The sequence below is a fragment of the Leclercia adecarboxylata genome, from assembly GCF_006171285.1.
GTDB lineage: Bacteria > Pseudomonadota > Gammaproteobacteria > Enterobacterales > Enterobacteriaceae > Enterobacter > Enterobacter barmai.
In genome coordinates, this window is the sequence record NZ_CP040889.1 from 439,474 (window position 1) to 463,300 (window position 23,827).

Below are 23,827 nucleotides of genomic sequence, written 5' to 3' on the forward strand. Positions count from 1 at the left end.
GCCATTTGGCCCCTTTCGCAATACGACGTAAGACTTAGAACTGGTAAACCAGACCCAGCGCTACGATGTCATCGGTGCTGATGCCAGCGCGGTCGGTGAATGCGTTGTCATCCAGCAGGTTGATTTTGTAATCAACGTAGGTGGACATGTTTTTGTTGAAGTAGTAAGTCGCACCAACATCAACATATTTCAGCAGATCCTGGTCGCCGTTACCTTCGATGTCCTTACCTTTGGACTGCAGGTAAGCCACGGATGGACGCAGACCGAAGTCGAACTGGTACTGTGCAACCACTTCGAAGTTCTGCGCTTTGTTAGCAAAGCCGTAAACTGCGTTAGGGGCATCGCTCTGAGAGTTACCGAAACGGGTCGCGTTGTAGGTCTGGGAGTACTGCGCTGCCAGGTAGATGTTGTTCGCATCGTATTTCAGGCCGCCGCTGTAAACTTCAGCGTGGTCGCCACGGCCATAAACGCCTGGACCGTTCTGGTCTGCGGTACGTTTAGAAGAAGAGGCTGCCGCACCCACGCTGAAGCCTTCGCCCAGATCGTAGGTCAGGGAGCCGCCGAAGCCGTCACCGTTCTGTTTCAGCAGGCTACGGCCACCGACGTTCTCGCCGCTGACGCTGCCGTTTTTACCCTGGTACTGCAGAGCAAAGTTCAGGCCATCAACCAGACCGAAGAAGTCCTGGTTACGGTAGGTAGCAACGCCGTTACCACGGGATTGCATGAAGTTGTCAGAACCGTAGGTGTCGCCGCCGAATTCTGGCAGAACGTCGGTCCAGGAGGTTACGTCGTAGATCACGCCGTAGTTACGACCGTAGTCGAAAGAACCTGCTTCAGCGAATTTCAGACCTGCGAAGGCCACACGAGTCCAGGACTGGTTGCTGCTGCTTTCTGTGTCATTAGCCTGAACGTTGTATTCCCACTGACCGTAACCAGTGATCTGATCGTTAACCTGAGTTTCGCCTTTGAAGCCGATACGCATGTAGGTCTGGTCGCCGTCAGCGCCTTCGTCATCGAGAGAAATAGTGCAGACCGTCTACTTTACCGTAGAGATCTAATTTGTTGCCGTCTTTGTTGTAAATTTCAGCCGCATTCGCTGCGCCTGCTACCAGCAGTGCTGGCACCAGGAGGGACAGTACTTTAACTTTCATTATTTTAACCCTCTGTTATATGTCTTTTATTACCACTGCTTACTGATTAACCCTCTTAACCAGTCGGCAAGTTCATTCTCCGCAAAAATACAGAATAATCCAACAAGAATATGATACGAAAACTTTTAAGATGTTTCATATTGCCGTATAGATGTTTCAATTTGTAAATATGAGGGAACTTTTTTGCCGCACAATAAGTTAAAAAATAAAGCACCAATAATCAAAAAGTTAAAATAAACAATTAAATTCAACAACTTACAGAAAAATAAATTATAGCACTGATTGACAAAACAAAAATCCCGGCGGCTACTAAAATATCTCTCGCTATCATCATTAACTTTATTTATTACCGTCATTCAAATTTGAATGTCTGTTTATCCAGAATTGAACCGAATGCAATGCATTCGGTTTTTTTTACTCATCTTTACGCAAATTCAAATAATTTGTGCTACCCACCTGAAACTATAACGACTATTAATTAAATCCTCGCGTACTATTTTTAGCCTCAGAAATTGAATGGTTGATTTAATTTCTTGTTTATTCGTGCTATTTTTTCGCGAAATTGTCAATTATTTGTACAATATTGATCCGAACGTACAGATTTAACGCGGTTCGTTTGTTTTGCGCAACGCGTCGAAAAAGTCAGCATATGCGAGAGAGTGAGGCTGGAAATTCGATTATTACGCTTTATACTGCCCTACTCGCCTGCAGCGCAGCCATAACGGATTAAACACATCAATGAGTCAGTCTGATATCACAACCGCGAACAAGTTCTCCCTGCTTCCGGGCAGCATTACGCGTTTCTTTCTTCTACTGATCGTTGTGCTGTTAGTGACCATGGGCGTGATGGTGCAGAGCGCCGTGAATACCTGGCTCAAAGACCGCAGCTACCAGATTGTCGATATCAGCCACGCGCTGCATAAACGCATCGACACCTGGCGCTATGCCACCTGGCAGATCTACGACAACATCGCGGCGACCCCAACCACCTCCTCTGCGGAAGGGCTGCAGGAGACGCGCCTGAAACAGGACGTCTACTATCTGGAAAAAACGCGACGCAAAACCGAGGCCCTGATCTTCGGTTCCCACGACAGCGCCACGCTGGAGATGACCCAGCGGATGTCAACTTACCTGGATACGCTGTGGGGCGCGGAGACGGTTCCCTGGTCGATGTACTATCTCAACGGTCAGGACAACAGCATGATCCTGATCTCCACCCTGCCGCTTAAGGATCTCTCCTCAGGATTTAAAGAGTCTACGGTGGGTAACATTGTCGATTCCCGCCGCGCGGAGATGCTTCAGCAGGCTAACGCCCTGGACGAGCGCGAAAGTTTCTCCTCCCTGCGCCGGCTGGCCTGGCAAAATGGCCACTATTTTACCCTGCGTACCACCTTCAATCAGCCAGGCCATTTGGCGACGGTGGTGGCCTTCGATCTGCCGATCAACGATCTGATCCCACCGGATATGCCGCTCGACAGCTTCCGTCTGGAACAGGACAACACGGTACAAAACCTGCGTGCACCGACGGACAAAGAGAGCCCGGACAGCGTTTCTATCTCCTTTAATGGCTCGAAAATCGAGATTGCTTCAACCCTGAACACCACCGGCATGCGCCTGGTCTGGCAGGTGCCTTTCGGGACGCTGCTGCTTGATACCCTGCAAAATATTCTGTTGCCGCTGCTGCTTAATATCGGTCTGCTGGCGTTGGCGCTGTTCGGTTACAGCACCTTCCGCTCGCAGCCGGGTCGCCAGAGCGATGTCCCCGTTGCGTCCGGCACCAGCAACGAGCTGCGCGTCCTGCGCGCGCTGAATGAAGAGATAGTCTCCGTGCTGCCGCTCGGCCTGCTGGTGCACGATCAGGAAGCCAACCGGACGGTGATCAGTAACAAAATTGCCGACCACCTGCTGCCGCACCTGAATCTGCAGAACATCACCAGCATGGCGGATCAGCACCAGGGGGTGATTCAGGCCACCATTAATAACGAACTGTACGAGATCCGTCAGTTCCGCAGCCAGGTGGCGTCGCGCACGCAGATTTTCATTATTCGCGATCAGGATCGCGAGGTGCTGGTCAATAAAAAGCTCAAGCAGGCGCAAAGGCTGTACGAGAAAAACCAGCAGGGCCGCGCGGCGTTTATGCAGAATATCGGCGAGGCGTTCAAACTGCCGCTGAAGGCGCTGGCCAGCGAAGCCGCCCATTTATCCAGCCCGGAGAGCCTGCAGCTGTCGTCTCATGCCGACACGCTGGTGCGGCTGGTGGATGAGATCCAGCTGGCCAATATGCTGGAAAATGACACCTGGAAGGGCAATGCGTCGCTGTTCTCGATTCAGGATCTGATCGATGAAGTGGTGCCGGAAGTGCTGCCGGTGATCAAGCGCAAAGGGCTGCAGCTGCTGATTAACAACCCGTTGCGCGCGAATGATGAACGTCATGGCGACCGTGACGCCCTGCGCCGCATTCTGCTGATGCTGATCCAGTACGCGGTCACCACCACCCAGATCGGCAAGATTACTCTCGAAGTGAGCAGCGATGAGTCGGCCGACGACCGCCTTACCTTCCGTATCCTGGATACCGGCGAGGGGGTCACGGCCAGTGAAATCGACAATCTGCACTTCCCGTTCCTCAACGAGACCCAGGGCGACAACTATGGCAAAGCCAACGCCCTCACCTTCTGGCTCTGCGATCAGCTGGCGCGCAAGCTGGGCGGCCATCTGAATATCAAAGCGCGTGAATCTCTGGGCACCCGCTACTCCCTGCACGTGAAAATGCCAGCCACGCCGCAGGAAGCAGAGGAAGATGAACGCCTGCTGGATGACGTGGTGATCATGGTAGACGTGACCTCAAACGAGATCCGCAATATCGTGGTTCGTCAGTTGGAAAACTGGGGCGCAAGCTGTATTTCCCCGGACGAAAGGCTGGCAAGTCAAGAATATGATCTCTTTTTAACGGATAATCCGTCTAATCTTACTGCCTCGGGCTTGCTTTTAAGCGATGATGAGCCAGGCGTGCGAAAAATTGGCCCCGGCCAGGTGCGCGTCAACTTTAATATGAGCAATGCTATGCAGGAAGCTGTACTACAACTAATAGAAGAGCAGCTGTCGCAGGAAACGATCCCGGAATCCCCACTGGGCGGCAACGGAAATGCTGAACTTCATGCCAGCGGATATTATTCGCTCTTTGTAGACACAGTACCAGATGATGTTAAGAGGTTGTATACTGAGTCGGCCGCGAACGACTTCGCGGCGCTGGCTCAAACAGCACACCGGCTCAAAGGGGTGTTTGCCATGCTTAATCTGGTTCCAGGCAAGCAATTATGTGAAACGCTGGAACATCTTATTCGTGAGAAAGATGCCGCCAGCATAGAAAAATACATCAGCGACATTGACGCCTACGTCAAAAGCTTGCTGTAGCAAGGTAGCCCTATACATGAACAATATGAACGTAATTATTGCCGATGACCATCCGATTGTACTGTTCGGTATTCGCAAATCACTTGAACAGATCGAGTGGGTGAATGTAGTCGGTGAATTTGAAGACTCCACAGCACTGATTAATAACCTGCCTAAGCTTGATGCGCACGTGCTCATCACCGACCTTTCCATGCCTGGAGATAAGTACGGTGACGGGATTACGCTGATCAAATACATCAAGCGCCATTTCCCAAGCATTTCGATTATCGTGCTGACCATGAACAATAACCCGGCGATTTTAAGTGCCGTTCTGGATCTCGATATTGAAGGGATTGTCCTGAAACAGGGCGCGCCAACCGATCTGCCTAAGGCGCTTGCCGCGCTGCAGAAAGGGAAGAAATTCACCCCGGAAAGCGTCTCTCGCCTGCTGGAAAAAATCAGCGCTGGCGGCTACGGCGACAAACGCCTGTCGCCAAAAGAGAGCGAAGTATTGCGTCTGTTTGCTGAAGGTTTCCTGGTAACCGAAATCGCCAAGAAGCTGAACCGCAGCATCAAGACCATCAGTAGCCAGAAAAAATCTGCAATGATGAAGCTGGGCGTTGAGAACGATATCGCCCTGCTGAACTACCTCTCTTCCGTCACGCTGAGTCCTGCGGATAAAGAGTAATCGGTGAAATGCCGGGTGACGCTTCGCTTACCCGGTCTACAATGCCCGTAGGCCCGCGCAAGCGAAGCGCCGCCGGGCAAAAAAAGCCCATAAATGGGCTTTTTTTATCCCCGCGTTTTCCTCACCCGCTCTGCATACACCGACAGCGTCTGTTTCAGCACGTCCAGCGTTACCGGCTTGGACAGACAGCTGTCCATTCCCGATTCCAGACAACGCTGCTTCTCCTCTGCCAGCGCATTGGCGGTGACGCCCACCACCGGCAGCGTCAGGCCGAGCTGGCGGATGCGCTGGGTCAAACGATAGCCGTCCATGTTCGGCATGTTTACGTCGCTCAGGACGATGTCGATATGGTTTTTGCTCAGCACGTTCAGGGCATCCACGCCGTCATTGGCGGTTTTACACTGATAGCCCAGCGAGCCCAGCTGGTCGGCCAGCAGACGGCGGTTAATCGGATGGTCATCCACCACGAGGATCATCATGTCCTCATTCAGGGACTGCTCCGACTCTGGCGACGGCAGCGATGTGCTACCGCCTGCGCTGTCCATCTCAACACGGTAGATGCGCGCCAGCAGGGCAATCAGCTCATGCGGCGCTGCCACGCTGTTCACCCACTCGCCGTGGGCACGCTCCAGGGCGATACCGATATGGCGACGGCAGAAGATCACCGCGGCTTTGCCCTGCCACGGCTGCGTCAGCTCATCGTCGGTCAGGAGCATATCGTCCGCGTCCGGGGTTTGCCCGGCATAGCGCGCCACACGGATGCCGTGCGACGTCAGCAGTGACTCAAGATAGGCATGCAGCGAGGCGTTATTAACCGCCAGCCAGCAGCGTTTATCGCTTAATCCCTCAATCGGCATGTTAGCCGGAGACTGTGCGGCATAGAGCGGAATACGGATAGTGAACTGGCTGCCCATGCCCGGCTCGGTATCCACCGAGATATCGCCGTCCATCATGCTGATCAGTTTTTCACAGATCGCCAGCCCCAGTCCGGTACCCTGGAAGTTGCGCTGAACGCCGGTTCCCACCTGGAAGAAGGGATCGAAAAGCTTAACCACCTCTTTCGCCGGGATGCCCACCCCGGTGTCACGCACGCGGATGCTCAGGTAGTCCCCTGCCCGGCTGACGTGCATCACAATGCAGCCCATATCGGTAAACTTGATGGCGTTGCTGAGCAGGTTGGAGATCACCTGCTGCAGGCGCATCGGATCGCCCTCAAGCGATAGCGGCACGTCCGGCTCGATAAAGCAGTAGAGCCCCAGCTGTTTACGCACCACCAGCGGCAGATAGTTGGCGCTGATATGGTTCATCACTTCGCGCGGCGAGAATTCGCGCGGCTCGATTTTCAGCTGTTCGGACTCAATTTTAGAGAAGTCGAGAATATCGCTGATGATTTTCAGCAGCAGGCTGGAGGAGTTATTCATCGCCGTCACCAGACGGTCGACGCCGCGCGGCAGCTCTTTGGTCTGCAGCAGATCGAGGTTACCAATAATCCCGTACAGCGGGGTACGCAGCTCATGGCTGACGGTGGCAAGGAACATCGATTTCGACTGGCTGGCCTGTTCAGCGGACTGGGCCATATCCTGCAGCGACTCTTCCATTTTGACGCGCGCGGAGACATCCACCAGCACGCAGATAGCCACGTTCTCATTGCGGTAGCGCGAGTGGACAAAGCTAATCTGCAGATTGGTGTTGTTGCTGGTCAGCACGTCGACGAAGTTAACCTGCTGTCCGCAGATGATCTGCGTCAGCCGCTGCCGGTCCTCATGGGTGAGCATATTCAGGTAGTTATGCGCCAGCTCGTTACTGAGGATATTGGTCCCGTCGAGGGTGCGCAGAATACAGATCCCCACCGGCGCCGAGGCGACAATTTTGCGGTTGAACTGCTCGTGCTCTTCAAGACGCTGGGCATCGACCTCCGCCGGGATAAAGATTTTGCGCTCATACATGCGCGCAAGGGTAAAGAGCGCAATCCCCACCAGCACGTTCAGCAGTACCGAATTGAGGATCAGCATGCGAATTCGCTCCAGCACCATATCTACCGGCACGGAGTAAACGATGCTCAGGGACGAAGGCGGCAGGCTTTTTTTCAGTACAAGGTCACGAAAACCGGCGCTGTAACCAAACCATGAGCGCTCCTGCATCCAGCGCGGATCGACCTTCAGTCGGGATTCCGGCCCGGCCAGCGAAATCAGGGTGTGGCCATTTTCATCGAGAATGGTAACGCCCATCGGCAGGTCGCCCGGAGTGAAAAAGTTCTCCATTCGGATAGACTGCTCAATGCCGAGCATCGCCTGCAGGCGATTGCCCAGATAGACCGGCGTCAGAGCATAGAAGTAGCCTACCCCTGAACGTGGGCCCTGGCTTATCCAGAAGAGGTTATTGCCGCGCTCGTCCTGCGGCGCGTTACGGTATTTGACAATCCGCTCATGCAGGGTCTTCAGGGCGCTGTCGCGGTCCACCGGCACTTCGCGCAGACCAAAATCGGCCATGCAGAGGTTTTCGCTGCCAATCAGAAAGACCCGGTTAAGGTCGTAGGCTGCCGAGAAGTTATCGCGCCAGTAGCGCATAAACCAGGCCAGCGACTCCAGCGAACCCCGCCATGCGGAGCCCATCGCCGAGCAGTCAGAGTCGGGAAACAGAGGTTCAAAGTTGGGGACATCCGCTTTACTGTCGCGTCCGCGCATAGCCAGAACGCCGTTTTCCGCCGTCAGACGGTTCTCGGCGATGTACTTGAGCTCCTTCATGACGTCCGACGTTCGCTGAATATAGCGCTGGGACTGATCGAAGCTGAGACTAAACTCCTGGCGGATCTCCGCCTCCTTCTGGTGCAGCGCATTGACGATGTAAAACACCGAAAACAGTGCGATCAGCACCCAAATCAGGAGCGCCAGCGCCCGAAAAAGATAGCGAGAAACTTTCAGCGTGGTTCGAAAGGAGACGAGGTATTTCAAGGGGGCGAGGCTCCGCCGTCAGGATCACAAGGAATGGGTTAAGGTAGCGGTAAATCGCCGCCGTCGCAACGTTCGGTTGTCTGCAATTCAGGGCCGCAGCAAAAGAAAAGGGCCGGAAACCGGCCCTTTATCGTCAGGAGAGATTACTCTTCGGCATCATCTGCCGCATCATCGTCGGTTTCCGCTTCCGGTGCGATTTCATCGTCACCTTCTGCCACGCTACCGTCGATAGAGTCGAGCTCTTCATCATCTACTGGCTCAGCGACACGCTGCAGACCCACCACGTTTTCATCTTCCGCGGTACGGATGAGGATCACGCCCTGGGTGTTACGCCCGACCACGCTGATTTCCGACACGCGGGTACGCACCAGCGTACCGGCATCGGTGATCATCATGATCTGGTCGGCATCGTCGACCTGTACCGCGCCAACAACGGAACCGTTGCGCTCGGTGACTTTGATCGAGATAACGCCCTGGGTGCCACGGGACTTGGTTGGGTATTCGTCCTGCGCGGTACGTTTACCGTAACCGTTCTGGGTGACGGTGAGGATTGCGCCTTCGCCACGTGGAACGATCAGGGAGACCACGCTGTCTTCACCCGCCAGCTTGATGCCGCGAACGCCGGTCGCCGTACGACCCATCGCGCGCACCGCGTTCTCTTTAAAGCGCACCACTTTACCGGCGGCAGAGAACAACATCACTTCGTCAGAGCCTGAAGTCAGATCCACACCAATCAGTTCATCGCCTTCGTTCAGGTTGACGGCGATAATGCCGGCAGAACGTGGGCGGCTGAACTCGGTCAGGGCAGTTTTCTTCACCGTACCGCTGGCGGTCGCCATAAAGACGTTTACGCCTTCAGCGTACTCGCGAACCGGCAGGATCGCGGTGATGCGTTCGTTTTGCTCCAGCGGCAGCAGGTTAACGATTGGACGTCCACGCGCGCCACGGCTCGCTTCCGGCAGCTGATAGACCTTCATCCAGTACAGACGGCCCCGGCTGGAGAAGCAAAGGATGGTGTCGTGGGTGTTGGCCACCAGCAGGCGGTCGATAAAGTCTTCTTCTTTAATACGTGCCGCCGATTTGCCCTTCCCGCCACGACGCTGTGCTTCGTAGTCGGTTAACGGCTGGTACTTCACGTAGCCCTGGTGAGACAGGGTCACAACAACGTCTTCCTGGTTGATCAGGTCTTCGATGTTGATATCCGCAGAGTTAGCGGTGATTTCAGTGCGACGCTCATCGCCGAACTGATCGCGGACCAGCTCCAGCTCTTCGCGGATCACTTCCATCAGGCGATCGGCGCTGCCCAGAATGTGCAGCAGTTCAGCGATCTGCTCCAGCAGCTCTTTGTACTCGTCGAGCAGTTTTTCGTGCTCAAGGCCAGTCAGTTTCTGCAGACGCAGATCCAGAATCGCCTGTGCCTGCTGTTCGGTCAGCCAGTATTTGCCATCGCGAATACCGTACTGCGGCTCCAGCCACTCAGGACGCGCGGCATCGTCACCGGCACGTTCCAGCATGGAGGAAACGTTGCCCAGATCCCACGGTTTGGCGATCAGGCCCGCTTTCGCTTCGGCAGGCGTTGGCGCACGACGGATCAGTTCGATGATCGGGTCGATGTTCGCCAGCGCGACGGCCAGCGCTTCGAGGATGTGTGCACGATCGCGGGCTTTACGCAGTTCGAAAATGGTACGACGGGTCACCACTTCACGGCGGTGACGCACGAACGCGCTCAGAATGTCTTTCAGGTTCATGATCTTCGGCTGACCATGGTGCAGTGCCACCATGTTGATACCGAAGGAGACCTGAAGCTGAGTCAGGGAGTAGAGGTTGTTCAGAACCACTTCCCCTACCGCGTCGCGTTTGATTTCAATCACGATACGCATGCCGTCTTTATCAGACTCATCACGCAGCGCGCTGATACCTTCAATACGTTTCTCTTTAACCAGCTCGGCAATCTTCTCGATCAGGCGCGCTTTGTTCACCTGATACGGAATTTCGTGGACGATAATGGTCTCACGGCCAGTTTTGGCATCCGCTTCGACTTCGGCGCGGGCACGAATATAGATCTTGCCGCGACCGGTACGGTACGCTTCTTCGATACCGCGACGGCCATTGATAATCGCTGCAGTCGGGAAGTCCGGGCCCGGGATGTGTTCCATCAGCCCTTCAATGCTGATGTCTTCATCGTCGATATAGGCCAGGCAGCCGTTGATCACTTCAGTGATGTTGTGCGGTGGAATGTTGGTCGCCATACCTACGGCGATACCGGACGAACCGTTTACCAGCAGGTTAGGGATCTTCGTCGGCATAACGTCAGGAATTTTTTCCGTGCCGTCATAGTTGTCGACAAAATCTACCGTCTCTTTTTCCAGATCGGCCATCAGCTCATGGGCAATCTTCGCCAGGCGGATTTCCGTATAACGCATTGCCGCAGCGGAGTCGCCGTCGATAGAACCGAAGTTACCCTGACCATCAACCAGCATGTAACGCAGCGAGAATGGCTGCGCCATACGGACGATGGTGTCGTACACCGCGGAATCACCATGAGGATGGTATTTACCGATTACGTCACCAACGACACGGGCAGATTTTTTGTACGCTTTATTCCAGTCATTGCCCAATACGTTCATGGCGTATAGTACGCGACGGTGTACCGGCTTAAGTCCATCGCGGACATCCGGCAGCGCTCGGCCAACAATGACCGACATCGCATAATCCAGATAGGAGCTCTTCAGCTCTTCCTCGATGTTAACCGGTGTAATTTCTCTCGCAAGGTCGCTCATCTAACCGCTATCCCTCTACTGTATCCCGGATTCAAAGGTCGGAAATTATAACACACCCGCTTAGGTTTAAACTAATTTGCTTTGTTATCCTGATATACTTCCTCGTCTTTAAATTACGGAGTAAAAGCGTCCATGAATGCGGAAAAATCCCCGGTGGCTCAAAACGTCGACCACGAAGAGATCGCCAAATTTGAAGCCGTGGCCTCACGCTGGTGGGATCTTGAAGGTGAGTTCAAACCGTTGCACCGCATTAACCCCCTGCGCCTGGGCTATATCGCGGAGCGTTCCGGCGGCCTGTTCGGTAAAAAGGTGCTCGATGTGGGCTGCGGCGGCGGCATCCTGGCCGAGAGCATGGCGCGAGAAGGCGCCACGGTAACCGGACTGGATATGGGCTTTGAGCCGCTGCAGGTGGCACGTCTGCACGCGCTGGAAAGCGGTATTCAGGTGGAGTACGTGCAGGAAACGGTGGAAGCCCACGCGGCGGAGCACGCCCAGCAGTATGACGTCGTCACCTGCATGGAGATGCTGGAGCACGTTCCCGACCCGCAATCGGTGGTAAAAGCCTGTGCGGCGCTGGTGAAACCGGGCGGCCAGGTGTTCTTCTCCACCATCAACCGCAACGGCAAGGCGTGGCTGATGGCGGTAGTCGGCGCAGAGTATGTGCTGCGGATGGTGCCAAAAGGCACTCACGACGTGAAAAAATTCATCAAGCCGGCGGAACTGCTGAGCTGGGTCGACGGCACCTGGCTGAAAGAGCAGCACATGACCGGCCTGCACTACAATCCGCTCACCGACAAGTTCAAACTGGCACCCGGCGTGGATGTTAACTATATGTTGCACACAACCGCCAAAAACGACTAACGTCATTCAGATTTCTTATAAAGATTGCGCAGCAAAGGTTGCGCAATCTTGGCCATGCGTTGAAGAAATCAGCACTCGATCAAATTTTCGTTTTTTTTTGCTGAATATTGACATCTCGTCCAGGCCTTATGGTTCGTGGACTTAGCCTTTATCACGCTTTGGCAACCTGAATTTAACCTCAAAATCAACTCTTGTGCTGAAAAGAATCCTTACTAGAATACTCACCATCTAGCGTTATCCTTATCGTAAAACCCCTATATATAGTATTTATCCACAGAGGCCTGTGGATAAGCAGGGGATATTTTCATTTTTCACGGACAGGTAAAAACCCACATGAATCAGAGTCTGCTGGTGACAAAGCGCGACGGTGCTACCGAGCGTATCAATCTGGACAAAATCCATCGAGTTCTCGACTGGGCAGCAGAAGGGCTGAATAACGTATCGATTTCTCAGGTTGAACTGCGCTCCCATATCCAGTTCTATGACGGCATCAAAACGTCTGATATCCACGAAACCATTATCAAAGCCGCGGCGGATCTCATCTCCCGCGAAGCACCGGATTATCAGTACCTCGCTGCCCGTCTGGCGATTTTCCACCTGCGTAAAAAAGCCTACGGCCAGTTTGAGCCGCCAGCGCTGTTCGATCATGTGGTGAAGATGGTTGAGCTCGGCAAGTACGACATGCATCTGCTGGAAGACTACACGGAAGAAGAGTTCAGGCAGATGGACGGGTTTATCGATCACTGGCGTGATATGAACTTCTCCTACGCCGCGGTGAAGCAACTGGAAGGTAAATACCTGGTCCAGAACCGCGTGACCGGCGAAATCTACGAGAGCGCCCAGTTCCTCTACATTCTGGTGGCGGCCTGCCTGTTCTCTAACTACCCGCGTGAAACCCGTCTGGAATACGTGAAGCGTTTCTACGATGCCGTTTCCACCTTTAAAATTTCTCTGCCAACGCCGATCATGTCTGGCGTGCGCACCCCAACCCGCCAGTTCAGCTCCTGCGTGCTGATCGAGTGCGGCGACAGCCTGGATTCCATCAACGCTACCTCCAGCGCCATTGTGAAATACGTTTCCCAGCGTGCCGGTATCGGCATCAACGCCGGTCGTATTCGTGCCCTGGGCAGCCCAATTCGCGGCGGTGAAGCGTTCCACACCGGCTGTATCCCGTTCTACAAACACTTCCAGACCGCGGTGAAATCCTGCTCTCAGGGCGGCGTGCGCGGTGGTGCGGCCACCCTGTTCTACCCGATGTGGCATCTGGAAGTCGAAAGCCTGCTGGTACTGAAAAACAACCGTGGCGTGGAAGGCAACCGCGTGCGCCACATGGACTACGGCGTGCAGATCAACAAGCTGATGTACACCCGTCTGCTGAAAGGCGGTGACATCACCCTGTTCAGCCCGTCCGACGTCCCGGGCCTGTACGACGCCTTCTTCGCCGATCAGGACGAATTCGAGCGTCTGTACGTGCAGTACGAAAACGACGACAGCATCCGTAAGCAGCGCGTGAAAGCGGTTGAGCTGTTCTCGCTGATGATGCAGGAACGTGCCTCTACCGGCCGTATCTACATCCAGAACGTCGACCACTGCAACACCCACAGCCCGTTCGATCCGGTGGTAGCGCCAGTGCGCCAGTCCAACCTGTGTCTGGAGATCGCCCTGCCGACCAAACCGCTGGAAGATGTTAACGACGAAAACGGCGAAATCGCCCTCTGTACGCTCTCCGCGTTTAACCTGGGTGCAATCAACAGCCTCGACGAGCTGGAAGAGCTGGCGGTGCTGGCGGTACGTGCTCTGGATGCGCTGCTGGATTATCAGGATTACCCTATCCCGGCAGCAAAACGCGGTGCGATGGGTCGTCGTACGCTGGGTATTGGCGTGATTAACTACGCTTACTGGCTGGCGAAAAACGGCAAACGCTACTCCGACGGCAGCGCTAACAACCTGACGCACCAGACCTTCGAAGCCATTCAGTACTACCTGCTGAAAGCCTCCAACGAGCTGGCCATCGAACAGGGTGCCTGCCCGTGGTTCAACGAAACCACCTACGCCAAAGGCATTCTGCCGATCGACACCTACAAGAAAGACCTGGATGCGATCGCCAATGAGCCGCTGCATCTTGACTGGGAAGCGCTTCGCGAATCCATCAAGACTCACGGCCTGCGTAACTCCACGCTCTCTGCCCTGATGCCGTCCGAGACCTCTTCGCAGATCTCCAACGCTACCAACGGTATTGAGCCGCCGCGCGGTCATGTCAGCATCAAAGCGTCGAAAGACGGGATCCTGCGCCAGGTGGTGCCGGACTACGAGCTGCTGAAAAACAACTACGAGCTGCTGTGGGAGATGCCAAATAACGACGGCTACCTGCAGCTGGTGGGTATCATGCAGAAGTTTATCGACCAGTCGATCTCTGCGAACACCAACTACGATCCGTCACGCTTCCCGTCAGGGAAAGTGCCGATGCAGCAGCTGCTGAAAGACCTGCTCACCGCCTACAAATTTGGCGTGAAAACCCTGTACTATCAAAACACCCGCGACGGTGCGGAAGATGCGCAGGACGATCTGGTCCCATCTATTCAGGATGACGGCTGCGAAAGCGGCGCATGTAAGATTTAATGTTAATGCCGGGTGGCGCTACGCTTACCCGGCCTACGGTTTTGTAGGCCCGGCAAACGCAGTGCCGCCGGGCAATACAATTTCAACAGGACTCACTTCAATGGCATACACCACCTTTTCACAGACGAAAAACGACCAGCTCAAAGAGCCGATGTTCTTCGGCCAGCCGGTCAACGTGGCGCGCTACGATCAGCAAAAATATGACATCTTCGAAAAGCTGATCGAAAAGCAACTCTCTTTCTTCTGGCGTCCGGAAGAAGTTGACGTTTCCCGCGACCGTATCGACTTCCAGGCCCTGCCGGATCACGAAAAGCACATCTTCCTCAGCAACCTGAAGTATCAGACCCTGCTGGATTCCATCCAGGGGCGCAGCCCGAACGTGGCCCTGCTGCCGCTGATCTCCATCCCGGAGCTGGAAACCTGGGTTGAGACCTGGGCGTTCTCCGAGACGATCCACTCCCGCTCCTACACCCATATCATCCGTAACATCGTCAACGATCCGGCGATTGTCTTCGATGATATCGTCACCAACGACCAGATCCTGAAGCGCGCGGAAGGCATTTCCCACTTCTATGACGACCTGATCGAGATGACCAGCTACTGGCATCTGCTGGGTGAAGGCACCCACAGCGTGAACGGCAAAACCGTCACCGTGAACCTGCGTGAGCTGAAGAAAAAACTCTACCTGTGCCTGATGAGCGTGAACGCGCTGGAAGCGATCCGCTTCTACGTCAGCTTCGCCTGCTCCTTCGCCTTCGCGGAACGCGAGCTGATGGAAGGCAATGCCAAAATCATTCGCCTCATCGCCCGCGATGAAGCCCTGCACCTGACAGGCACCCAGCATATGCTGAACCTGCTGCGCAGCGGCGTGGACGATCCGGAGATGGCCGAGATTGCTGAAGAGTGCAAACAGGAGAGCTATGACCTGTTTGTCCAGGCGGCCCAGCAGGAGAAAGAGTGGGCGGAATATCTGTTCCAGGGCGGCTCCATGATCGGCCTGAACAAAGATATTCTCTGCCAGTACGTGGAGTACATCACCAACATCCGTATGCAGGCGGTCGGTCTCGACCTGCCGTTCCAGACCCGCTCCAACCCGATCCCGTGGATCAACACCTGGCTGGTGTCCGATAACGTCCAGGTTGCGCCGCAGGAAGTGGAAGTGAGCTCCTACCTTGTCGGTCAGATTGACTCTGAAGTTAACACCGACGATTTGAGCGATTTCCAGCTCTGATGAGCCGCGTGACGCTTCGTCTTTCTGGCACAGAAGTTCTGTGCCAGGAAGAGCACCCCTCCCTGCTTATTGCGCTGGAATCCCATCAGATTGCCGTTGAATACCAGTGCCGCGAAGGCTACTGCGGCTCCTGCCGCTGTCGTCTGGTTGCCGGTCAGGTTGACTGGGTCACCGAACCGCTGGCCTTTATCAACGAAGGGGAAATTTTGCCCTGCTGCTGCCGGGCAAAAGGGGATATTGAGATCGAGATGTGATTGTGTCGGGTGGCGCTTCGCTTACCCGACCTACAAAACCGCAGTTCACAGGCCGGGTCAGGCGAAGCCGCCACCTGGTTATCCAGCCATAAACCTGCACCTTATTGACGACGCGCCTGCACTTCCGCGTGGTGACGTTTTTCACCGATCATGACCACAATCAGCAGCAGTACCGCCAGCACGCTCCCGCCAATCATCACCATAAAGCCGCCGTCCCAGCCGAAGAAGTCAACGGTATAGCCGACAATCGCGCTCGCTGCGACAGAGCCGCCGAGGTAGCCGAACAGACCGGTAAAGCCTGCCGCCGTCCCCGCCGCTTTTTTCGGTGCCAGTTCAAGAGCGTGCAGACCAATCAGCATAACCGGACCATAAATCAGGAAGCCGATAACGATCATACAGGCCATATCCACACCCGGATTACCCGGCGGGTTGAGCCAGTAGACAACGGTCGCGATGGTCACCAGGGTCATGAAGAACACCCCCGTTGCGCCACGGTTGCCTTTAAACACTTTGTCCGACATCCAGCCGCAAATCAGCGTGCCGGGAATACCGGCGTATTCATACAGGAAATAGGCCCAGGACGATTTATCCAGTGCGAAGTGCTTCACCTCTTTCAGGTAGGTCGGTGACCAGTCGAGGATCCCGTAACGCAGCAGGTAGACGAAGACGTTCGCCACCGCGATGTACCACAGCAGTTTGTTAGGCAGCACGTACTTCATGAAGATCTGTTTTGCGGTCAGCTCTTCTTCATGCTGCTCGCTGTAATCATCCGGGTAGTCGTTTTTGTACTCTTCAATCGGCGGCAGGCCACAGGACTGCGGCGTGTCGCGCATCAGAGCGAAAGCGATAATCGCCACCACGATGGCGCCGAAGGCAGGCATATAGAGCGCAGCGTGCCAGTCGTTGAACCAGGCCATCCCCAGCAGGAACAGCAGAGGCGGAATACCGCCACCCACGTTATGGGCGCAGTTCCACACCGACACAATGCCGCCACGCTCTTTTTGCGACCACCAGTGCACCATGGTGCGTCCGCATGGCGGCCACCCCATGCCCTGGAACCAGCCGCAGAGGAACAGCAGGACGAACATGATGGCAATGCTGGAGGTTGCCCAGGGAACAAAGCCCATAAACAGCATCACCGCTGCCGCCAGGATCAGACCGGCGGGCAGGAACACGCGCGGATTCGAGCGATCCGACACGGAGCCCATAATGAATTTGGAAAACCCGTAGGCGATAGAGATCCCCGACAGCGCGAAGCCGAGATCGCCACGGGAGAAGCCCTGCTCCACCAGATACGGCATGGCGAGCGCAAAGTTTTTACGTACAAGGTAGTACGCCGCGTACCCGAAGAAGATCCCCAGGAAAATTTGCCAACGCAGACGGCGGTAGAGCGGATCTATTTCTGCCTCAGGCAGACGCGCCCTGTGCGGCGCAGGTTTGAAGATACTGAGCATGACAGCCTCCGTGGCCTTGAAGTGAATGAGCAGGTGGCTCGCACCTGAATTCCAGAGGCGGGGATGTTAAGAAATCACGGTGATTGTTACTGTGAATCAACGCACAGATTGTTACAGAAATATGACAAAATGCGCAAAAAGGCGCACAAAACACTGTTTCAGTTTCGAATTTCGCTCGTTTGTGTTCGAAATCAAACAAACCACAGTTTTCATGTGGCTAAATGATAAAAAACGAACACTGAGGGATGACAATGACAATTCACGATCCAGGTTACAGCGATGTGATTATCATTGGCGGTGGTGCAACGGGTGCCGGGATCGCACGCGATTGCGCCCTTCGCGGCCTGAGCGTCACGCTTCTGGAGCGCCATGATATTGCGACAGGCGCAACCGGTCGTAACCACGGTCTGCTGCACAGCGGCGCGCGGTATGCGGTTACCGACGGTGAATCCGCACGCGAGTGTATTGCCGAAAATCAGATCCTGCGGCGCATCGCCCGCCACTGCATCGAACCGACCGACGGTCTGTTTATCACCCTTCCCGAAGACGATCTCGCCTTTCAGTCGACCTTTATTACCGCCTGCCGGGCGGCGGGGATTGTGGCCGAGGCCATCGACCCGGCCCTCGCGCGCCGCATTGAGCCCTCGGTCAACCCGGCTCTGACGGGGGCGGTGAAAGTGCCTGACGGTACGGTTGATCCTTTTCGCCTGACGGCCGCCAATATGCTGGACGCCCGCGAGCATGGCGCGCGCATTCTGACCGGACACGACGTCACCGGGCTTATCCGCGAAGGCGATCGCATCTGTGGCGTGCGGCTGTTTAACGCGCAATACAACGAACAGAGCGAGCTGTTTGCCTCCGTGGTCGTTAATGCCGCTGGGATCTGGGGACAGCGCATCGCGGAATACGCCGACCTGTCGGTTCGCATGTTCCCGGCAAAAGGCTCGCTGCTGATCCTCGACCACCGTATTAATAACCACGTGATCAACCGCTGCCGCAAACCGTCCGATGCCGATATCCTCGTCCCCGGCGATACCATTTCGTTAATCGGGACGACCTCGACCCACGTCGACTACAGCCAGATTGATGACAATCGCGTGACCGCCGAAGAGGTGGATATCCTGCTGCGCGAAGGGGAAAAACTGGCCCCGGTGATGGCGCAGACCCGCATTCTCCGTGCCTATGCCGGAGTACGTCCGCTGGTCGCCAGCGATAACGATCCGAGCGGACGTAACGTTAGCCGGGGCATCGTGCTTCTCGATCACGCTGAGCGCGACGGCATGGAGGGGTTCATTACCATTACCGGCGGCAAGCTGATGACCTACCGTCTGATGGCCCAGCTTGCGACCGATGCCGTCTGCCGCAAGCTGGGCAATAGCCAGCCGTGCGTCACCGCAGAACAACCGCTGCCCGGATCGCGGCAGCCCACCGAGAAAACGCTGCAAAAGATCATCTCCCTCCCTGCCCCGCTGCGCGGGTCGGCCGTCTATCGCCATGGCGACAGGACGCCGGCCTGGCTGGGTGAAGGGCGGCTTAGCCGCAGTCTGGTCTGCGAATGTGAAGCCGTTACCGCCGGTGAAGTGCAGTACGCGGTGGAGAACCTGACGGTCAATAGCCTGCTCGATCTCCGTCGCCGCACCCGCGTGGGCATGGGCACCTGCCAGGGCGAACTCTGCGCCTGTCGTGCCGCCGGGTTGTTGCAGCGTTTTAACACCACTACCGCCACCCAGTCGCTGGATCAGCTCAGCGCTTTTCTGAATGAACGCTGGAAAGGCATTCAGCCCGTCGCCTGGGGCGATGCCCTGCGCGAAACCGAGTTTACCCGCTGGGTCTACCAGGGGCTTTGCGGTCTTGAGAAGGAGCAACAGGATGAAATTTGATACGGTGATTGTCGGCGGCGGGCTGGCGGGCTTGCTCTGCGGCATCAAACTCACGAAGCAGGGGCTGCGCTGCGCCATTATCACCCGGGGCCAGAGCGCCCTGCACTTCTCCTCGGGCTCGCTGGATCTGGTGGACGAAAGGTGCCGCGATAAACTGCCGCCGGAGCACCCTTATCATCTGACCGGTGCGCAGCATATTGACCGCCTGGCGCTGGAAACCGAAGCGCTGCTGGCGGAGTGCGGCGCGCGTCTGCAGGGGAGCGCCAGGCAAAATCATCAGCGGGTCACGCCGCTTGGCAAACTGCGCTCTGCCTGGCTCAGCCCTGAAGAGGTGCCCGTTGCCCCCTTTAATGCCGCGCGCGTGCGGGTGGTGGGCATCAGCGGTTTTCTTGATTTTCAGGCACATCTTGCGGCGGCATCGCTGTGTCGCCAGGGCGTTAACGCCGAGGCGGCCGAGATTGAGCTGCCCGAACTGGATGTCCTGCGCGATAACCCGAGCGAGTTTCGCGCGGTGAACATCGCCCGTTTTCTGGATAACGAGGAGAGATGGTCGCTGCTGTACGACGCCCTCAGGCCGCTCGGCGAAACATGTGACGCGCTCTTTATGCCCGCCTGCTTTGGCTTAAGCGACAACAGGCTCTGGCGCTGGCTTTCGGATCGCCTGCCCTGCACGCTCGGGTTACTGCCTGGGCTTCCCCCTTCGGTGCCCGGCATTCGCCTCCATACCCAGCTCCAGCGCAAATTTGTGGCGCAGGGCGGCGTGTGGATGGCGGGAGACGAGGTGAAAAAAATCACCCTGACCGACGGGGCAGTCAGCGAGGTATGGACGCGCAACCATGGCGATATTCCCCTGCGCGCGCACTTCACCGTGCTGGCAAGCGGCAGCTTCTTCAGCAACGGGCTGCTCAGCACCCGCGAGGGGATCCGGGAAGCCATTCTGGGACTGAATGTCAGGCAAAGTCCGTCTCGCGCGGACTGGTATCAGAGCGATTTCTTTACGCCGCAGCCCTGGCAGCAGTTCGGCGTTATCGTGGATAGCCATCTGCACCCGCAGCTTTCCGGTAAGGCGATCGGCAATCTTTTCGCCATCGGCTCCGTGCTGGGCGGCTACGATCCCATCACCCAGGGCTGTGGCGGCGGCGTTTGTGCCGTAACGGCACTCTACGTTGCGGAGCAGATTATTCAGCGCACGGAGGCTGAACAATGAACGATACCCGTTTCGAAAGCTGCATTAAATGCACGGTCTGCACCACGGTCTGCCCGGTCAGCGGCGTGAACCCGCGCTATCCCGGTCCGAAGCAGGCGGGGCCCGACGGCGAGCGCCTGCGCCTGAAGGACGGCAGGCTCTACGATGAGGCGCTGAAATACTGCATCAACTGTAAACGCTGTGAGGTGGCCTGCCCGTCGGATGTCAACATCGGGGATATTATCCAGCGCGCCCGGGCACGCTACAGCAGGCAAAAACCGTCATTGCGGGACGCCATTCTGAGCCATACCGATCTGATGGGCAGCCTCTCAACGCCCTTTGCCCCGCTGGTGAATGCCGCTACCTCACTCGAGCCGGTGCGCAAGCTGCTGGACGCCACGCTTAAAATCGACCATCACCGCAGCCTGCCAAAATATTCTCACGGGACTTTCCGCCGCTGGTATAAATCCGTTGCGGCGGAACAGGCGCAGTTTGCCGAACAGGTCGCCTTCTTCCACGGCTGTTACGTGAACTACAACCATCCGCAGCTGGGAAAAGATCTGCTGAAAGTGCTTAACGCCATGGGGACCGGGGTACAGCTTCTCAGCAAAGAGAAGTGCTGCGGCGTCCCGCTCATCGCCAACGGGTTTACGGATAAAGCGCGCAGGCAGGCAAAAAGCAACGTTTCGTCGCTGCGCGAGGCCATTGTCGACAAGGGGATCCCGGTGCTGGCGACCTCGTCCACCTGTACTTTTACGCTGCGCGATGAGTATCCGCACCTGCTGGATGTCGATAACAGCGGCCTGCGGGAACATATCGAGCTGGCGACGCGCTTTCTGTGGCGCAAGCTGGACGGCGGACAGACGTTGCCCCTGAAGGCGTTACCGCTGAAAGTGGTCTATCACACGCCATGCCATATGGAAAAGATGGGCTGGGCTCTCTATACGCTGGAGCTGCTGCGGTTAATTCCGGGCCTTGAGCTAACGGTGCTGGATTCGCGCTGCTGCGGCATCGCGGGCACCTACGGCTTTAAGCGGGAAAACTACGAAACATCACAGGCAATCGGTGCCCCGCTGTTCCGCCAGATTGAGGAGAGCGGCGCGGATCTTGTGGTGACCGACTGTGAAACCTGTAAATGGCAGATTGAGATGTCCACCCACAAGCGCTGCGAGCATCCCATTAGCCTGCTGGCACAGGCGCTGGTTTAAGCAAGCGCCCGGCAGAACGTCACTGCCGGGCTCCCCCTGATTAATAACTCGTTTTACTGGCCGCGGATAACGGTGTTTTGAACATCGCCAGTCGCCTGTCGAGGGCGTCGGTGTAGAGCATGGTGTCCACGCCTACCGCAACAAAGGTCACCCCCCAGCTCAGCGCCTTTTGCGCCATCTGTGGATCGACCGCAAGAAAGCCTGCGGCTTTACCCGCAGCACAAATGCGGCGAATGCTGCGCTCGATAATCGCCTGGACTTCCGGGTGCCCGGCGTTGTCCGGATAACCCAGCGACGCCGACAGATCGGCCGGACCGATAAACACGCCGTCAATCCCCTCCACTTCCAGGATCGCATCCAGGTTATCCAGCGCCGTTTTGCTCTCCACCTGAATCAGCAGGCAGAGCTCGTCATTGGCCTGAGCCATGTAATTTTCGACTCGTCCCCAGCGCGCCGCTCGCGCCACCCCTGCCCCGACACCGCGCGTGCCCAGCGGCGGATAGCGCGTAGCCGAGACGATCTCCCGCGCCTGCTCTGCGCTGTCGACCATCGGGATCAGCAGCGTTCTGGCACCAATATCCAGCACCTGTTTGATCAGGCTGCGCTCGCCGTCAACCGGGCGGATCACCGGCTGGCTGGCATAAGGGGCAATCGCCTGCAGCTGGTGGTAGAGATCCTGAACGGTGTTAGGCGCATGCTCCCCGTCGATTAACAGCCAGTCATAGTCTGAGGTTGCCGCTATCTCCGCCATGTAGGACGAGGTGGAACTCAGCCACAGCCCAATCTGCGGTTCGCCGTTTCGCAGGGCCTGCTTAAAAGGGTTAGAAAGAACGTTCTGCATAATAACTCCCTGAAAATTAATGATGTATGCGGTCGGCCTGCGGCACGGAGCGGGTCACTCCCAGCACGAAGATCGCCAGCGAACCGAGAATGGCGATGGCGGCCAGCGCCAGCAGCCCGGCGGCATCGCTGCCAAAGACGTTCTGGGCTTCCACCCGGATGAGCGGGGCGAGAAAACCGCCCACCGCGCCAAACAGGTTGACGAAGCCAATCCCTGCCGCCAGCGCGGTGCCGGAGAGCAGCTGCGTCGGCATGGTCCAGAAGACCGGCTGCACGGCAATGAACCCCACCGCGGCCACGCACAGGGCCATTATCGCCAGTACCGGCGACACCAGCCCCGACACACCCACCCCAATACCGGCAGCCAGCAGCGTCAGGGTGGCGATGTTGCGCCGTTCGCCGGTGCGGTCGGAATAACGCGGGATAAGCCAGGTGCCAAACAGCGCCGCAACCCACGGGATCGCCGCCACCACCGAGGCGGTAAAGCCCACTTTGGTGCCAAGCAACGCAGCGACCTGGGTCGGCAGGAAGAAGATCAGCCCGTAGACGGCAATCTGAATGGTCATGTAGATAAAGGCCAGCTGCCAGACCCGGCCATTGCGCAGGGCATCCCTCAGGCGTGACGTCGCTTTGCTCTGCTCTTCACTCGCCAACTGGTTGATCAGCGCCTGTTTCTCCTCTGCGTTCAGGAAGCGTGCCTGCTGCGGTGTATCGTCAAGCCAGAAGAAGGTGAAGACCCCGGCCCCCACGGCGATCAGCCCTTCGATAACAAACATCCAGAACCAGCCGGGATGGCCCATAAAGCCATGCATCTCCAGCAGCGCGCCGGAGAGCGGCGATCCGAGCGACAGCGCCAGCGGCGCGCCCATGTAGAACAGCCCCATGATGCTGGCGCGGTTGCGCTGGGGGAACCACTGGGAGGTAAGGTAAATCATGCCGGGGAAGAAGCCCGCTTCCGCCGCCCCCAGCAGGGTGCGGATCAGCAGGAATTTGCTTTCGGTATCGGCCCACGCCATCGCCGCAGAGAGGAATCCCCACAGCAGCGTGGTGGTGCCAATCCACGTCCGGGCACCGAATTTGCGCATCAGCAGGTTGGCGGGAACCCCCAGCAGGGCATAGACCACAAAGAAGATCCCGGCCCCGAGGGCGTAGGCTTCGTTGCTGAGCCCGGTATCGATCTGGTAGCTCTCCTTGGCGAAGCCGATGTTAGAGCGATCCAGAAACGCCAGCACGTACAGCGCCAGCATAAACGGGATCAGACGGGCGCGGTTTTTCCTGACCACGCCGTCAAGCAGAGTCATACTCATAGACAATCCTCAGTGAACGGTGACGCC

Annotated in this window: 14 protein-coding genes and 1 pseudogene; 9 read left to right on the plus strand and 6 right to left on the minus strand. The window is 56.6% G+C overall.

The window, feature by feature from the left end; genetic code table 11:
• Window positions 1-34: 34 nt before the first annotated feature.
• Window positions 35-1,151, minus strand: a pseudogene (locus FHN83_RS03915) (porin OmpC).
• A gap of 738 nt (window positions 1,152-1,889) precedes the next feature.
• Here FHN83_RS03915 and rcsD point away from each other — a divergent pair.
• A complete protein-coding gene (rcsD, locus tag FHN83_RS03920) occupies window positions 1,890-4,562 on the plus strand; it encodes a phosphotransferase RcsD (protein WP_039031012.1) in 2,673 nt (890 codons plus the stop codon).
• A gap of 16 nt (window positions 4,563-4,578) precedes the next feature.
• Entirely contained in the window at window positions 4,579-5,229 is a 651-nt protein-coding gene (rcsB, locus tag FHN83_RS03925; protein ID WP_032612710.1) for a response regulator transcription factor RcsB, read from the plus strand.
• 104 nt (window positions 5,230-5,333) lie between these two features.
• On the opposite strand, the gene rcsC is transcribed toward rcsB, so the two are convergent.
• Window positions 5,334-8,180, minus strand: coding sequence for a two-component system sensor histidine kinase RcsC (gene rcsC, locus FHN83_RS03930; protein WP_139563282.1), 2,847 nt, complete (start codon window positions 8,178-8,180; stop codon window positions 5,334-5,336).
• 143 nt (window positions 8,181-8,323) lie between these two features.
• Window positions 8,324-10,960, minus strand: a complete 2,637-nt coding sequence (gyrA, locus tag FHN83_RS03935; RefSeq protein WP_039031010.1) for a DNA topoisomerase (ATP-hydrolyzing) subunit A — start codon at window positions 10,958-10,960, stop codon at window positions 8,324-8,326.
• A 132-nt stretch (window positions 10,961-11,092) separates the two neighbouring features.
• Between gyrA and ubiG the strand changes: the two genes are divergently transcribed.
• The 4 genes from ubiG to yfaE all read left to right on the plus strand — a co-directional run bounded on the left by ubiG (window position 11,093) and on the right by yfaE (window position 15,925).
• Window positions 11,093-11,821, plus strand: coding sequence for a bifunctional 2-polyprenyl-6-hydroxyphenol methylase/3-demethylubiquinol 3-O-methyltransferase UbiG (gene ubiG / locus FHN83_RS03940; RefSeq protein ID WP_039031009.1), 729 nt, complete (start codon window positions 11,093-11,095; stop codon window positions 11,819-11,821).
• Window positions 11,822-12,154: 333 nt separating this feature from the next.
• Window positions 12,155-14,440 carry a class 1a ribonucleoside-diphosphate reductase subunit alpha gene (nrdA, locus tag FHN83_RS03945; RefSeq protein WP_039031008.1) on the plus strand — a complete coding sequence of 762 codons (2,286 nt, stop codon included), beginning with the start codon at window positions 12,155-12,157 and terminating at the stop codon, window positions 14,438-14,440.
• 100 nt (window positions 14,441-14,540) lie between these two features.
• Complete coding sequence (gene nrdB, locus FHN83_RS03950) at window positions 14,541-15,671, plus strand: class Ia ribonucleoside-diphosphate reductase subunit beta (RefSeq protein ID WP_039031007.1); 1,131 nt, start codon at window positions 14,541-14,543, stop codon at window positions 15,669-15,671.
• Window positions 15,671-15,925, plus strand: coding sequence for a class I ribonucleotide reductase maintenance protein YfaE (yfaE, locus tag FHN83_RS03955; protein WP_138369880.1), 255 nt, complete (start codon window positions 15,671-15,673; stop codon window positions 15,923-15,925). Before nrdB ends, yfaE begins: the two co-directional genes overlap by 1 nt.
• Before the next feature lie 101 nt (window positions 15,926-16,026).
• Here the strand turns inward: yfaE and glpT are convergent, their stop codons facing one another.
• On the minus strand, window positions 16,027-17,379 hold the full coding sequence (glpT, locus tag FHN83_RS03960; protein WP_138369879.1) for a glycerol-3-phosphate transporter: 1,353 nt from the start codon (window positions 17,377-17,379) through the stop codon (window positions 16,027-16,029).
• A 251-nt stretch (window positions 17,380-17,630) separates the two neighbouring features.
• On the opposite strand from glpT, the gene glpA reads away from it, so the two are divergent.
• Genes glpA through glpC form a run of 3 tightly spaced genes read left to right on the plus strand, consistent with a single transcriptional unit; the run spans window position 17,631 to window position 21,653 of the window.
• Window positions 17,631-19,259: an anaerobic glycerol-3-phosphate dehydrogenase subunit A gene (glpA, locus tag FHN83_RS03965; protein WP_139563283.1), complete on the plus strand. Its 1,629-nt coding sequence runs from the start codon at window positions 17,631-17,633 to the stop codon at window positions 19,257-19,259.
• Window positions 19,249-20,466 carry a glycerol-3-phosphate dehydrogenase subunit GlpB gene (gene glpB, locus FHN83_RS03970; protein ID WP_139563284.1) on the plus strand — a complete coding sequence of 406 codons (1,218 nt, stop codon included), beginning with the start codon at window positions 19,249-19,251 and terminating at the stop codon, window positions 20,464-20,466. The genes glpA and glpB overlap by 11 nt, the downstream gene beginning before the upstream one ends.
• Window positions 20,463-21,653, plus strand: a complete 1,191-nt coding sequence (gene glpC, locus FHN83_RS03975) for an anaerobic glycerol-3-phosphate dehydrogenase subunit GlpC (RefSeq protein WP_139563285.1) — start codon at window positions 20,463-20,465, stop codon at window positions 21,651-21,653. The genes glpB and glpC overlap by 4 nt, the downstream gene beginning before the upstream one ends.
• Window positions 21,654-21,693: 40 nt before the next feature.
• On the opposite strand, the gene yfaU is transcribed toward glpC, so the two are convergent.
• Together yfaU and FHN83_RS03985 are read right to left on the minus strand one after the other, a co-directional pair.
• Complete coding sequence (gene yfaU / locus FHN83_RS03980) at window positions 21,694-22,494, minus strand: 2-keto-3-deoxy-L-rhamnonate aldolase (RefSeq protein ID WP_139563286.1); 801 nt, start codon at window positions 22,492-22,494, stop codon at window positions 21,694-21,696.
• Window positions 22,495-22,510: 16 nt separating this feature from the next.
• A complete protein-coding gene (locus FHN83_RS03985) occupies window positions 22,511-23,800 on the minus strand; it encodes an MFS transporter (protein WP_139563287.1) in 1,290 nt (429 codons plus the stop codon).
• Between the last annotated feature and the right edge of the window lie 27 nt (window positions 23,801-23,827).